The 13808-nt window shown below is 65.9% G+C and carries 10 protein-coding genes; 3 read left to right on the top strand and 7 right to left on the bottom strand.

All coding sequences use genetic code 11. From position 1 onward, the window contains the following. From G486_RS0117255 to G486_RS0117245, 3 genes are all read right to left on the bottom strand, one after another. Positions 1 to 2025: two-partner secretion domain-containing protein (locus G486_RS0117255; protein ID WP_027016643.1), on the bottom strand; the 2025-nt coding region annotated here is incomplete at its 3' end. A gap of 137 nt (positions 2026 to 2162) precedes the next feature. Next, positions 2163 to 3962: a ShlB/FhaC/HecB family hemolysin secretion/activation protein gene (locus tag G486_RS0117250; RefSeq protein WP_027016642.1), complete on the bottom strand. Its 1800-nt coding sequence runs from the start codon at positions 3960 to 3962 to the stop codon at positions 2163 to 2165. A gap of 497 nt (positions 3963 to 4459) precedes the next feature. Further along, positions 4460 to 5224, bottom strand: coding sequence for an SDR family oxidoreductase (locus G486_RS0117245; protein ID WP_027016641.1), 765 nt, complete (start codon positions 5222 to 5224; stop codon positions 4460 to 4462). 361 nt (positions 5225 to 5585) lie between these two features. On the opposite strand from G486_RS0117245, the gene gldA reads away from it, so the two are divergent. Both gldA and G486_RS0117235 read left to right on the top strand, forming a co-directional pair. After that, a complete protein-coding gene (gene gldA, locus G486_RS0117240; RefSeq protein WP_027016640.1) occupies positions 5586 to 6683 on the top strand; it encodes a bifunctional L-1,2-propanediol dehydrogenase/glycerol dehydrogenase in 1098 nt (365 codons plus the stop codon). A gap of 161 nt (positions 6684 to 6844) precedes the next feature. Beyond that, complete coding sequence (locus tag G486_RS0117235; RefSeq protein WP_084455396.1) at positions 6845 to 7675, top strand: DUF4184 family protein; 831 nt, start codon at positions 6845 to 6847, stop codon at positions 7673 to 7675. A gap of 53 nt (positions 7676 to 7728) precedes the next feature. Here G486_RS0117235 and fghA read toward each other — a convergent pair whose 3' ends face one another. From fghA to G486_RS0117220, 3 genes are all read right to left on the bottom strand, one after another. Next, the gene (gene fghA / locus G486_RS0117230; protein WP_027016638.1) at positions 7729 to 8580 is read right to left on the bottom strand and encodes an S-formylglutathione hydrolase; all 852 of its coding nucleotides are present in this window, start codon (positions 8578 to 8580) and stop codon (positions 7729 to 7731) included. 225 nt (positions 8581 to 8805) lie between these two features. Next, on the bottom strand, positions 8806 to 9924 hold the full coding sequence (locus G486_RS0117225) for an S-(hydroxymethyl)glutathione dehydrogenase/class III alcohol dehydrogenase (RefSeq protein WP_027016637.1): 1119 nt from the start codon (positions 9922 to 9924) through the stop codon (positions 8806 to 8808). Positions 9925 to 10067: 143 nt separating this feature from the next. After that, positions 10068 to 10925, bottom strand: coding sequence for a hypothetical protein (locus G486_RS0117220; protein ID WP_245587361.1), 858 nt, complete (start codon positions 10923 to 10925; stop codon positions 10068 to 10070). Between the two features lie 145 nt (positions 10926 to 11070). Between G486_RS0117220 and G486_RS0117215 the strand changes: the two genes are divergently transcribed. After that, positions 11071 to 12069 (top strand): GlxA family transcriptional regulator, encoded by a 999-nt coding sequence (locus G486_RS0117215; RefSeq protein WP_027016635.1) that lies wholly within the window; start codon positions 11071 to 11073, stop codon positions 12067 to 12069. Positions 12070 to 12088: 19 nt separating this feature from the next. Here G486_RS0117215 and G486_RS0117210 read toward each other — a convergent pair whose 3' ends face one another. Then, on the bottom strand, positions 12089 to 13384 hold the full coding sequence (locus G486_RS0117210; protein WP_027016634.1) for a DEAD/DEAH box helicase: 1296 nt from the start codon (positions 13382 to 13384) through the stop codon (positions 12089 to 12091). Positions 13385 to 13808 lie beyond the last annotated feature (424 nt).

Raw genomic sequence — 13808 nt, 5'->3', positions numbered from 1 at the left:
GCTCCCCCCCGATGCCGTGGCGCTGCCCGTGGCATAGCTTTGGCGGATGCTGCCGTAGTTGATCCCCACCAGCGCGCCCGCGTAGTTGTAGCCCCCCGATGCGGTGGCGCTGCCCGTGGCATAGCTTTGGAGGATGCTGCCGCCGCCGTCGTTCAACCCCACCAGCGCGCCCGCGTAGTTCCAGTCTCCCCCCGATGCCTGGATGCTGGCATTCTCCAAACCCACATGGGCAATGCGTGCGCTGCCGCCTGTATAGCCAAACAGGCCGGCGTAGCTGTAGTTGGTGTTGGTGTTGGTGTACTGCGGCTGGGTCACATTGACGGTCAAATCGCGAATGCTGTGGCCCAGGCCATCCAGGCTGCCGGTAAAGCGGGTGGCGTCTGTGTCGTCGCTGTTGCTGCCAATGGGCTTAAAGCCATTGCATGTACCGGCATTGCAGTTCCAGATCGCCGTGGCACTGGCATCAATATCCCCGCCCAGGGCGTAGTGGCCGGCCAGGTCTGTCTCCATGGCTTGCAGCTGGGTCACGTCCTTGATGACGGTATAGCCCTGGCCGTTGATGCTGAGCAGGCCGGTGCCGGCTTGCGCAAAGTTCACCCGGCCTTTGACGTTCAACTGGCTGTCTGCTGCTGGAGCCGTTGCGGTGTTGCCCTGGGTGCCGCCATAGTTCAGCGCCAATGTCCCAGAGCCGCCTACATCGATGCTGGCGTTGATATTGATGTCGTGGTGGGCGTTGAGCGTGAGCTGGTTGGCGCTATAGCGCACATCGGCGTTCACATGGATGCTGCCTGCCTCGCTGCCGCTGTCCACGGTTTGCAGTCTCACATCGGTATGGGCCAGATTGGCGACCAGGGTGTCTGCACCTATGCCGCTGTCGGTCTGGGTGGCTCCGCCGGCGCTGATGGTGAAGTCCGTGGGGTCGATCAACCATTCCCCGGTCTTGCCGTTGGCGGCCAGGGTGGTCACGCGGGCGCCGGCTTGGATCTGCACCCGGGCAGCGCTGGTGTCCACAAAGCCGCCGTTGCCGCCATGACCGCCACCATCGCCTGCGGGGGCGCTGGCGTCCAGCAGGCCGGCCACCTGGGTGCTGCCATGCTGCATATCGGCCAGCAGCACAATGCGGCCTTCTTGCTGGGCCAGGGTGCGGGCCTGCACGGTGCCGGTGTTGGAGACCACGCCGGCCGAGAGTGCATCGGCGGCGCGGCTGGTCATCAGCACCTGGCCGCCGTCGGCCACGATGAGCTGTTTGTTCTCAATCAGCGTTTGGACGGTGGAGGGCTCCACCGCCACCTGCAGCCTGCCGCCCACGCCGGCGCTCAGCGTGATGCGGTCACCCGCCGCCATCACCACATTGCCCAGCTGGGCGCGGATGATGCCCTCGTTTTGCACGGTGGGCGCCAGCAGGGCCACCAAGCCGGCTTGCCCCCCATCGCCATGGGCGGTGATCTCGCCCTGGTTGATGACGCTGGCCGCACTGCCTGCACTGCTGTTACGGCTGAACACCGCCTTGCCGGCCATGAAGTCGGCATCGCTGCTGTGCAGGGTGCTGGCTACCAGCCCGCCCACATCCACGCGGCTGCCCTGGCCAAACACCACGCCGTTGGGGTTGAGCACCCAGACCTGGCCGTTGGCGCTGAGCTGGCCATGGATCTGGCTGGCGTCGCCGGCCACCACGCGGTTCAGCGCCACGGAGCTGGTGCCCGGCTGGTTGAAACGCACCGCAGCCTGGCTGCCGATGTCAAAGCCCTGCCAGTGGATGACGGCCCGGTCGCTGCCCTGGTTGACCGTCATCTGGTTGCCGCTTTGGCCGATGCTGGCCTGGCCGGCCGTCACCTGGCCCCCGGTGGGCAGGGCATTGACGGGGGGCGCCTGGGCCCAGGCATTGCCACCCACGGCCACCAGGCCCAGCAGCACGCTGACCGAGGCCACGGCCTTGCTGGCCTTGCCCCGGCCCTTGGCGGTTTCGGGGGCGGGAACGTAGCGTGTGCCGTCGGCGCTGCGTACAAGGCGGTAGAAGTGGTTCATGCGGGGCTCCGGGTGATGCAGCAGCCTGGTGCTGGATCTCAAAATATGAATAAAAACTGCTTGCAGCGCTTGTCTGTATTGCGCTGGCAGCTATGGATTTGTGAGTTCTGGCGTTTTGCTGGGGGGCGGGTCAGCTCTTAAAAGCTGCGGCTGAGCTGCAACCAGCCCCGGCTGCTGCGCTGGCTGCTGCCGTCGCTGTTGCGGCCCTGGCTGGCGGCGGGGTTGTCGCCCACCGGGGTGGCCACACTGGCCTGCAACTGCCAGCCGCGCCAGGCGCCCTGGCCGCTCCAGCGCAGGGCCAGGCCCCAGCCGGCCAGGTGGTAGCGGTTGGCCATGGCGCGGCCCCCATCCCAGCCCTGCCAGGTGGTGTGGTGCTGGCGAATCTGGCCCCAGTCGTAAAACAGCTGGGCCTGCCAGCCCCCACCCAGGGCGCTGCCCAACTCGCGCTGCAACTGCAGCTTGAGCAGCAGGCCTTCGTCACCCATGGCCTCGTTGACGGGGTAGGCGCGTACCTGGTCTGGCCCGCCCAGGCCCATGCGCTCGGCGCTGCCCAGGTTGTGGTTGGCCCATTGGCCGCTGGCACTGGCTTGCAGCTGCCAGCCCTGGCCCAGCCAGTCCGCCAGGTTTTGCAGGCGGCTGGCCTGCCAGGCCAGCTTGGTGTAGTGGCCCCGGGAGTTGGGGCCGGCGGCGTCTTGCGCGATTTCTCCGGTGCTGGCCTGCATGCGCAGCCGACCATGCAGCAGCTGCACGCTGCCCCAGTTGATGCCGCCGCCGCCCAGGCTGTCGCTGAAGTCGCCGCTGAGTCCTAGGTTCAAGACCGCGTTGCGCTGGCGGCGCACGGCGGTGTCCAGCATGTCGTCGTCATAGCGGCGGTGCTGCAGGCCCACATCGAGCTGCAGATTGCGTGCCTGCTGACGCAGCAGCGGGTAGCTCAGGCCCATGCCGGCGCTATAGGCCTGGCCCTTGGCGTCCAGCGCGCTGTAGCTGCCGGCCAGTTGGTAGCCCATGGCCGAGCCCCAGACCGCCAGGCGCAGACCGTCATAGCCCAGGGGCAGGCTGTAGCGGGCCTGCACGCTGCCCAGGTGGGCAGAGCCCAGCATGCGCAGGCTCAGCTGGTCGCCCCGGCCGGAGAGGTTGTTCACGGCCAGCCCGCCCGAGAGCTGGCCCTTGCCCGTGGTGCGCAGGCCGTAATTGCTGATGCCCACATCACCGGTGAGCAGGGGCTGGTCTGTGACCGCGATGTGCAGATCGCTGCTGCCCGTGGCCTGGCCGGCCTGCAGCACGGCCGTGGCCTCTATGCCGGCCAGGTCGTTGGCCAGCAGCAGGCCGCGTTCCAGCCTGGCGGCAGACAGGGGCTGGCCTTCTTGCAGCCCGGCCGTGATGGTGCGCTGCACGGCGGCGGCATCGGCGCGCAGCGGCGTGCCGGTGGACGCTGCAGCAGGCTGCACGCGGGCCTGGCCAAAACGGCCTTCCAGCACCTGGATGCGTACCAGGCCCTGGGTGACATCCTGGGGCGGCAGCCAGACCCGGGCATACCAGCCCGCATCCCGGTAGGCACGGTCTATGCGGGCCACGGCCTGTTCCAGCTCCTGCATGCCCAGTGCCTGGCCCTGCAGATCGGCCAGCAAGGCCTGCAGCGCAGGCTCTGGCAGCAACTGGGCTCCTTCGATGGCAAAGCCGCTGACCGTGACGCGGGGCGCCAAGGGGTCTGCCTGCTGGGGCGTGGGGGCAGCGGGCCGCAACTGGGGGGCCACGCCTGGCGCCTGCAGGCTGCGCTCGGTCTCGCGCTGCAGGCTGCCGGCGTCCGGCAAAGAGACAGGCTGGGCCAGCGCTGGCGAGAGCCAGCCCAGGCACAGCACACCCAGCAGGCCGGCGGTGCGGGCTGGGGTGGAGAGACGGGGGAGCGGGGCCTGGGAGGTGGCGAAGGCGGTCGCCAAGGTGGTGGCCCGGGAGGCGACCAAGGTTTGTACGCGCACAGCTAACAACTCATTACTTTTAAAACAAAGTCGAGTAGAAGCAAGTCCGCGCAGGGGGTCAATCACTGAAATTGGGTATTTTGCAGCTCAATCCGCAAAAGCACGGGTAAACCCGTGGATGGGCCGCTGCGTGAGCCCAAGCAGTCAGTCAGCAAGGGGGGAGTGGCTGCTTGTGGTCGATACCCAGCCCTCGCCTTAGAACGTGTTTACGATCTCCTCGCTGCGCTCCAACGCATCTGCGTAGAGATCGTAAACACGCTCTAAAACCCGTTAACACAACTCGAGCCCTGTCTGGAGTTGTCCTGGCAATTCGCTTCCGGCGCCTGGGGCAAGGGCCATGTCACAGAGACCGTGCAGTATGTGCTGAGCAGGTGATTGATTCCAGAGCTTGAGTGCGCAGTCCCCGCCAGCCGGTCAAGAGGTCTGCAGGGCAGCTTGGCCTGTGTCCGGCACCTGATTCACCCCCGCCCCACAAACGGCATCCTGGTCGCCATCACGGTGTGGAACAGCACATTGGCCTCCAGGGGCAGATTGGCCATATACAGCACGGACTGGGCCACGGTGGCCACATCGATCATGGGCTCCACCGCGATCTCTCCATTGGCCTGGGGCACGCCGGTGGCCATGGGCGCGGCGAGGTCGGTGACGGCATTGCCCACGTCGATCTGGCCCACGGCAATATTCCAGGCGCGGCCGTCCAGGGCAGCGGTCTTGGTCAGGCCCATCACCGCGTGTTTGGTGGCGGTGTAGGCCGCTGAGTTGGGGCGCGGCGTGTGGGCCGAAATGCTGCCGTTGTTGATGATGCGCCCGCCCTGGGGGGATTGGTCACGCATCACGCGGCAGGCCTGCTGCAGGCAATAAAACATGCCGTTGAGGTTGGTGTTGACCACGTCCTGCCAGTCTGCGGCCGACCAGTCCAGAAACGAGCCTGCCGGGTTGCCGCGCCCGGCGTTGTTGAACAGCAGGTCCACACGGCCAAAGCGTGCAACGGCGCGGGCAAACAGCTGCTGCACGGCTGCGGCATCGGTCACATCGGTGGGCACGGCCAGCACGCGGTCTGCAGCCTGGTGACGCTCCTGGGCCAGCTGGCCTACCGCATCGAGCGGCTGGGCGCGGCGGCCGGCCAGCACCACCTGCCAGCCGTCTGCAACAAGGGCCAGGGCCGTGGCCTTGCCAATACCGGAGCCTGCGCCGGTGACGACGGCAACTTTGCCTGTCTGCATGGGTGTTTCCTTCGGGGAGTGATCGCTGTGGGGCATTGTAGAAAAGCCATGGCCGCACAGGTTGCCACCACGGCGGTGCAGGCTGATGCGTGTTGCCATGGACGAGGCTGCAGCATGCATTCACGCCACCCTGGCCTGTAATGGGCCAGTCCCATGCATGAAGCCCAAGACGGTGTGGATTGCGCGCTGCGCATGATTTCGCTTGCCTTTGCGTCATCGCTTCCTTTGGCCGTGCATCGCCTTTTTCATGACGTGGCTCAAGTCCCTGACTTTTGCTTGGGGCTGTAATTGACTTGCGTCATGTCCTTGCCCACAAGGCGGGCAGGGCGCAGGCAATGTGCAATTTCAAGAAGGAGTTCCCATGGACCGCGTCATTCAATCGCCCGGCAAATATGTACAAGGGGCCGATGCGCTGCAACGGCTGGGGGACTACCTCAAGCCGCTGGCGGACAGCTGGCTGGTGATTGCCGACAAGTTCGTGCTGGGCTTTGCCGAAGACACCATCCGCCAAAGCCTAGCCAAGGCCGGGCTGGCCATGGACATCGTGGCCTTCAACGGCGAATGCTCGCAGGGCGAGGTCGATCGCCTGTGCCAGCTGGCCACGCAAAACGGGCGCAGCGCCATCGTCGGCATCGGCGGAGGCAAGACGCTGGACACCGCCAAGGCCGTGGCCTTTTTCCAGAAAGTGCCTGTGGCCGTGGCGCCCACCATCGCCTCTACCGATGCACCCTGCAGTGCGCTGTCGGTGCTCTACACCGATGACGGTGAATTCGACCGCTATCTGGTGCTGCCCACCAACCCCGCCCTGGTGGTGGTGGACACCGCCATCGTTGCCCGTGCGCCGGCGCGGCTGCTGGCGGCCGGCATTGGTGACGCCCTGGCCACCTGGTTCGAGGCGCGCGCCGCATCGCGCAGCAACGCTGCCACCATGGCCGGCGGCCCGGCCACGCAGACCGCGCTCAACCTGGCCAGGTTCTGCTACGACACCCTGCTGGAAGAGGGCGAAAAAGCCATGCTGGCGGTGCAGGCCCAGGTGGTGACGCCGGCGCTGGAGCGCATCGTCGAGGCCAACACCTATCTGAGCGGCGTGGGCTTTGAAAGCGGTGGCCTGGCTGCGGCCCACGCGGTGCACAACGGGCTGACCGCCGTGGCCGAAACCCACCATTTCTACCACGGTGAAAAAGTGGCTTTTGGTGTGTTGGTGCAGCTGGCGCTGGAAAACGCCTCCAACGCGGAAATGCAGGAAGTGATGTCGCTGTGCCACGCCGTAGGCCTGCCCATCACGCTGGCGCAGCTGGACATCACCGAAGACATCCCCACCAAGATGCGCGCCGTGGCCGAGCTGGCCTGCGCTGCGGGCGAGACCATCCACAACATGCCCGGCGGCGTGACGGTGGAGCAGGTCTATGGCGCGCTGCTGGTGGCGGACCAGTTGGGGCAGCACTTCTTGCAATGTTGAGAAGGTATTGATGGTTTCCGCGCAGCGTGAAGGAGTGGGGTGAATGGGCCGATTTCTTCGCGCTGAGGCTTATTGGTTCCGGTTGAAGTGGTGTTCCACCGGCTCGAACTTGTCCCGATTACGCTTCGAAATCCCGCGCAGAAATCACAAACACGTTCTGAATGGGAAGGGCATGCGCAATCTCCCGGTTGCGAAGCCTGCAGTCCTATACTGCCCAACCTCCCATGCCTTTTACCGCAGCACACCCCGCACTCATATTGCCCCTGCTTGGCCGGTTTCGCGTGCCATGTGCAAACTCGGCCCTGATCGTTGGGGCCATGGCACCGGATTTTGAGTACTTTCTTCGGCTCAGTCCGCTTGCCACTATGGGGCATTCGCTCATGGGCCTGTTTGTTTTCTGCCTGCCTCTGGGCCTGTTGGTGCTGGCGCTCTATCAACTGCTGATCAAGCGGCCTTTGGCCTTGCTTATGCCCAAATGGGTTTTTGTCAGGCTCGGACCTGTGATGCAGCCGCAGCGCTTGAAAGCGTGCGATGCTCCGGTGCTTGCCGTCCTTGTGTTGCTGGGCGCCGCCAGCCACCTGCTCTGGGACGGTTTAACGCATGGCGGTGGCTGGGCACAGCAACTGTGGCCGATTTGGGGCCAGGTGCTGTTCACTCTCAGGGGAATCGATGTCCCACTTTTCAAACTACTGCAGCATGTGAGTAGCCTGGTCGGATTGGCCGCATTGGCATGGGCGGCGACCAGATGGCTGGGGCAACAAACGGAGTCACCAGACGCCAAACCTTGGTCTGTGCGCAGGCGCTGGTTGACATTGGGAACCATGGTCGCTGCGGCCACGGCTATCGGGCTTTGTGCCGTGTTGGCGGATTGGCCCATGGTCCAGAGCGCTCGTGCGGCCCAGGTCTTGATCGTGCGCTTTGTCGTGGCGTCGATAGCGGGGTTGGCATTATCCGTTCTGGTGTTTGGGGTGGTCGTGACCTTAAGATCGTGAACACGCTCTTGGACCTTTCCTTGTGATACAGGCCCCATGCAGATAGTGGGGGCCTAGCCCAGCAGCTGCTGCGCATGCCAGCGCAGGTGCTCGTCGATAAAGCTCTGGATGAAGTAGTAGCCGTGGTCATAGCCCGCATGGCGGCGCAGCGTGAGCGGCTGATTGGCTTTTTCGCAGGCGGCCTCGAAGGCTTCGGGCAGCAGCTGTTTTTCGATGAGGAATTTATCCGCCAGGCCCTGGTCGATCAGAATGCCTGCGGGGTAGGGGGCCTGGGCCTGGCTGCCCATGAGCTCGCTGGCATCGTGGGCGGCCCAGGCGCTGGGGTCTTCGCCCAGGTAGCCCGCAAAGGCTTTCTGGCCCCAGGCGCAGTTCATGGGATTGGCAATCGGGGCAAAGGCAGACAGGCTTTTGAAGCGGCCCGGATGGCGTAGCGCCAGCGTGAGCGCGCCATGGCCGCCCATGCTGTGGCCGAAGATTCCCAGGCGCTGCGCATCCACGGGCAGCTTGGCCGCGATCAGCGGCAGCAGGTCGTTGAGCAGATAGCTTTCCATGCGCCAGTGCAAGGCCCAGGGCTTGGCCGTGGCGTCCAGGTAAAAGCCTGCACCCACGCCGAAATCCCAGCTGTCGGCCTCGCCCGTCAGCCCTGCGCCGCGAGGGCTGGTGTCGGGGGCGATCAGTGCAAGACCGAGCTCGCTGGCCAGGCGCTGGGCGCCGGCCTTGGTCATGAAGGTCTCTTCGGTGCAGGTCAGCCCGGCCAGATACAGCAGGGCCGGCACCTTCTCCCCCATCACGGCCTTGGGCGGCAGATAGACCGAGAACTTCATTGCCAGGCCGATCTCGCGCGAGTCGTGCTGGTAGAAGCGTTGGGCGCCACCAAAGCAGGCGTGGGCGGATGTGAGTTCCATGCTGGGTACTCCTGAAAGAGAAGCTGCTAGCGCTTATCTCATAAGCATTTGCAGCTGTTTTTAATTTGAAACCAGCGCAGATAAAGCGCTAGGTGCTCACTTATTTGAATTGCCGGATGCGGCCTTCAAACGGGCGGGGCCCAGCGTAGGGGCTGCGAGCAAGGGCTGATCCGCATTGAGGGTGTCATCCCTTCCCGAAGAGAGAGGGGGAGGGCACGCAGCGACTCAGGGGGTGCTGAAATTCACCACCGAGCGAATCGACTTGCCCTCGTGCATCAGATCAAAAGCCTCGTTGATCTTGGCCAGGCCCATGGTGTGGGTCACAAAGGGCTCGAGCTGGATGCGGCCGGCCATGGCGTCTTCCACCATGCCGGGCAGCTCGCTTCTGCCCTTGACGCCGCCAAAGGCCGTGCCCATCCACTTGCGGCCGGTGACCAGCTGGAAGGGGCGGGTGGAGATTTCCTGGCCCGCGCCTGCCACGCCGATGATGACGCTCTGGCCCCAGCCACGGTGGGCGCACTCCAGTGCGGCGCGCATCACCTGGGTGTTGCCAATGCATTCAAAGCTGTGGTCCACGCCCCAGCCCGTCATCTCGACGATGACCTGCTGGATGGGTTTGTCGAAGTCCTTGGGGTTGACGCAATCGGTGGCACCAAAGGTCTTGGCCAGGTCGAACTTGGCCGGATTGGTGTCGATGGCGATGATGCGGCCGGCCTTGGCCAGTTTCGCGCCCTGGATCACCGCCAGGCCGATGCCGCCCAGGCCGAACACGGCCACGGTGTCGCCCTCTTGCACCTTGGCGGTGTTCTTCACTGCGCCCAGGCCGGTGGTCACGCCGCAGCCCAGCAGGCACACCTGCTCGGGGTTGGCATCGGGGCTGATCTTGGCCAGCGACACGGCGGCCACCACGGTGTATTCCGAGAAGGTGGAACAGCCCATGTAGTGGTAAACAGGCTCGCCGTTGTAGGAAAAGCGCGTGGTGCCGTCGGGCATCACGCCCTTGCCCTGGGTGGCGCGCACGGCGGTGCAGAGATTGGTCTTGCCGCTCTTGCAGAACAGGCATTCACCGCATTCGGCCGTGTACAGCGGGATCACATGGTCGCCGGGCTTTACGCTGGTCACGCCTTCGCCCACTTCGACCACAATGCCCGCGCCCTCGTGGCCCAGCACCGCAGGGAAGATGCCTTCGGGGTCATCACCCGAGAGGGTGAAGGCATCGGTGTGGCAGACGCCGGTGTGGGTGATCTTGACCAGCACCTCGCCTTTTTGCGGCGGTGCCACGTCGATCTCGACGATTTGCAGGGGTTCTCCGGCTTTGAAGGCTACGGCGGCGCGGGATTTCATGGGCGGGATCTTTCGGTAGAGAGGAGCCGTGCTCGGCAAAGCCTGAACTTTAGGCCATGAAGCCGTGCTTGCCCAGGTAAATGGCCGCAGAGCATGGCGTATTGGCCGCAGACGCAGGCATGGCGCGTCTGCAGGGCCGGGGCTCAGTCCTCGGCATCGGGCCGCAGCGGGCCCCAGACCTGGGTCTGGGCATCGGCCGGGCCGGTGCCGTTGTAGGCAGGCTCGACCTGGATAGGCCCCCAGTCGCTTTCGCAGCGCGTGACGGCCCATTGGCTGGGGCGAAAGCGGGCATCAGGTCCATCGGGGCCGGGCTTGCCGAATTCCGCCTGGATGTCGTAGGGAATCAGGGGTGCCTCAAACCAGGCGTGCTCGCCCTGCCTGCAGGCCAGGTGGCTGCGCCTGGGGTCCAGGACCCAGGCGCCATAGCCGTCGTTGGCCTGGCGGTCGAAGTGGAACACCGGGCTGATTTTCTGGTTGCGCGCCAGTTCCAGCCGCGCAGGGCTGGTTTCCATGGCCGTGGCCCAGACGCCGGCCACCTGCACCGGCTGGGCAAATCGCACCGAGCGCAGTCCGCGCAGGCCCAGCGGGCGCTGGGGCTCGCCGTTGTCAAAAGCGTCGTAGCGGTTGATCAGACTGCCTTGAGGAATCACGAGTTCGCCATATTGAAAATCCCGGGGCAGCACAAACTGCTCGCGGCTTTGGCGGTAATGGGCGCGCAGCTCGACATCGTGGCTGATCTGCTGCAGCTTCCACAGCAGCACCAGGCCCCAGACGCCACCGGCCAAAACCAGCAGGGCGAGCACGGTGGTGCTGAGGCGCCAAAAGCGCGGGCGCTGCGCGGCGGCCAGGTGCCGGTGGCGCAGCCACCACAGCAGACCGTACAGCAGCAGCCCGGCGCCGAGTGCCATGGCCAGAAAGGGGGACAGCAGCAGCAACAGCTGCGGCAGGGAAAACAGGGGGCCGGGAATCATGGACAGGGCAAAGGCGAGGGGCCAGAACAAGTGACGACTGTAACCATGGCTGTGCCTAGCCGCGTCTGTCCGGGGCCTGGCCATGGGTATAGTCGGGGCCCGTGCGCTGCAGGGTCACTCTCTCAAAAGACCTGCGGCATTTGCAGAACCTGAATCAACTGCTCTGATTTCTGATATGGAACACCGCCACCCAGGCGTCCATCGCGTCGATCTCGTTGTCTACCCCGGTTTCAAGGCCCTGGAGGCCATTGGTCCGATGTCGGTGTTCGATTATGCGAACGTGCATTTGCGCCAGCAGGGTCGCAGCGATGGCTACGAGGTGCGCGTGGTTGCGGAGCGTGCCGGGGCCGTGCGCTCGGACACGCGCATGGAGTTGCAGGCCACGCACACGCTGGCCCAGATGGAGATCGGGGGTGCCGGTTGCACGGTGCTGCTCGTGGGATCGCGCGACATCGGTCAGGTGCTGCAGGCCTCGCCGGCCCTGGTGCAATGGGTGGGGCGCGTGGCACCGCGCGTGCCGCGCATGATCGCGCTGTGCTCGGGCAGCTTCTTTCTGGCCGAGGCCGGCCTGCTCGACGGCCGGCGTGCAGCCACGCACTGGAGCGTGGCCCAGCAGTTGCAGAGCCGCCATCCCCGGGTCATGGTCGATGCAGATGCGATCTATGTGCGCGATGGTCATTACTGGACATCGGCCGGCGTCACGGCGGGCATGGATCTGGCGCTGGCCGTGGTCGAGGAGGATTTCGGCCATGCGCTGGCCCTGGATGTGGCGCGCGATCTGGTCATGTACCTCAAGCGGCCAGGCGGCCAGTCGCAGTTCAGCGTGCATCTGGCCAGCCAGTCCATGCGCCACGACGGCGTGCGTGCCGTGCAGCAATGGATTCTTGCGCGCCTGGACCAGCCGATGGACCTGGCCGAGATGGCGGCCCAGGCGGCCATGAGCGAGCGGCATCTGCGCCGCATCTTCCAGCAGGAGACCGGGCGCAGCCCCTCGGCCTTCGTGGAGGCGGCGCGGCTGGAGGCGGCCAAGCAATTGCTCGAAGCCCCGGGCCAGTTGCCGCTCAAGACCGTGGCCGCGCGCGTGGGCCTGGGCTCGGAGCAGGCGCTGCGCCACTTGTTTCAGCGCTATCTGGGGATTACGCCCGTGGCCTACCGCGAGCGTTTCGGCAGCTAGCGCTGCGCGGGCGCCGGCCTCAGCCGGAGGTCTTCCCGGCGCGCAGCTTGTCCTTCTTGCTGGGGCGCCTGCCCTTGATGCCGCCTGTGCCGTCCTGGGCCACAGGCGGCGGTGGCACGGGCTCGGTAGGCTCGAAACCCGGCAACTGCTCCAGTGGCAGATCGAGTGCATTGCGCTTGCAGATCAGCCTCCAGTGCGCTTGCTCGGCCGGCATCACCAGGCTGATGGCTTCACCGGCTGCGCCCGCGCGGCCCGTGCGGCCTATGCGGTGTATGTAGTCGGCGGCAGAGCGCGGCAGGTCGTAATTGAGCACGCGCGGCAATTGCGCAATGTCTATGCCGCGCGCGGCCAGATCGGTGGTCACCAGCACCTGCCAGCGGCTGGCCTTGAATTCGTCCAGCACCTGCTGGCGCGCGCCCTGGCTCATATCGCCATGAAAGGCCGTGGCAAAGATGCCGGCCTTGTAGAGCTTGGCTGCCACGACTTCGGCCGTGTGGCGCTTGGCCACGAACACCAGGGTGCGCTCCAGGGTCGCGGGATCGGCGCCCGGCGCATGGTCTTGCTGCACCAGCTGGCGCAGCAGCTGGGTGCGGCGCGTGCTGTCCACGGTGATGGCGCGCTGCGCAATATGCTGTGGGCTGACCGCGCTCGTCTGCTCGGGCAGGGCATCGACCCGGGCTTCGACGGGGTCGTGCAGCAGCGTGCGGGCCAGCGTCTGGACGGCATCCGGGTAGGTGGCTGAAAACAGCAGCGTCTGGCGCTGGCGCGGCAGCAGGGCCAGCACGCTTTGCAGCTCCTGGGCAAAGCCCGCGTCCAGCAGGCGGTCGGCCTCGTCCAGCACCAGGTGCTGCACGCTGCCCAGGCGCAGGGCATTGCGCTCGACCAGGTCGAGCAGCCGGCCCGGCGTGGCGACCACGATGTCGGCACTGCCGCGCAGCCGCATCATCTGCGGATTGATGGAGACCCCGCCATAGAGCACACCCAGTCTGGGCTGCTGTGCCAAGGCCCGGCTCAGATCGGCGAACAGCTCGCCCACCTGCACGGCCAGCTCGCGCGTGGGCACGAGCACCAGCACCCCCAGCGGCCGCACAAAGCCTGTGTGGCCACGCGCTGCGGCCCGCTGCTGCCACAGTTGCAGCAGCGGCAGGGCATAGGCCGCGCTCTTGCCCGAGCCCGTGGGCGCACAGGCCCAGAGATCGCGCTGCGCAAGCACGGCGGGTATGGCCTGCTGCTGAATGGGCGTGGGATTGGCAAGGCCAAGATCACGGGCCTGCAGGGCCAGTGCGGGAGACAGGCCTAGGGAGACAAAGGGCATGGTGAGGGGCGAGTCGGTCGGGGCGCAGCAGGCACCGGCCTGGGTTTGAGTCCGCCGGGCTTCTGGGGCCAAGGCGGTGGCGAGCAAGGCATTGTCGGTGAAACGGCGCGGCTTGCGAAACCAGGGGATATGGCGCGCGGCGCGGCGAAGGCCGCCTGTCTCGCCGCGTCTCGTATTTGAGACCGACATCCGGCGCTGCCGCGAACAGGATCCGTCTGCACCGAGGCCCAGGCCTTTGCGGGCGGTCTACAGCGTTGCGAATCCTCGCAATAGCACGGCTATTGCTGCGGTGTCGCGCCTTGTATCCCATCCCGCAAAGACACTGGCGCGCCGCGAGGAGATCTTGAACACGTTCTAAGCGCCGAGCCTCCGTACAAACCCGGGCCGGGCGGGGGCTGGCATGGAAGCTGCTGAACCTGGGGAC

The organism is Comamonas composti DSM 21721 (assembly GCF_000429845.1).
Classification (GTDB): Bacteria; Pseudomonadota; Gammaproteobacteria; order Burkholderiales; family Burkholderiaceae_C; genus Comamonas; species Comamonas composti.
Note: the sequence above shows the minus strand (reverse complement) of the source record. Positions and strands in the feature narration are given on the sequence as shown.

Bases quoted from the DNA above. Each gene is read 5' to 3' on its own strand.
- fghA (WP_027016638.1), bottom strand. From the start codon at position 8,580: ATGGAACTCACATCCGCCCACGCCTGCTTTGGTGGCGCCCAACGCTTC.
- G486_RS0117210 (WP_027016634.1), bottom strand. From the start codon at position 13,384: ATGCCCTTTGTCTCCCTAGGCCTGTCTCCCGCACTGGCCCTGCAGGCC.
- gldA (WP_027016640.1), top strand. From the start codon at position 5,586: ATGGACCGCGTCATTCAATCGCCCGGCAAATATGTACAAGGGGCCGAT.
- G486_RS0117215 (WP_027016635.1), top strand. From the start codon at position 11,071: ATGGAACACCGCCACCCAGGCGTCCATCGCGTCGATCTCGTTGTCTAC.
- G486_RS0117225 (WP_027016637.1), bottom strand. From the start codon at position 9,924: ATGAAATCCCGCGCCGCCGTAGCCTTCAAAGCCGGAGAACCCCTGCAA.
- G486_RS0117245 (WP_027016641.1), bottom strand. From the start codon at position 5,224: ATGCAGACAGGCAAAGTTGCCGTCGTCACCGGCGCAGGCTCCGGTATT.
- G486_RS0117235 (WP_084455396.1), top strand. From the start codon at position 6,845: ATGGGAAGGGCATGCGCAATCTCCCGGTTGCGAAGCCTGCAGTCCTAT.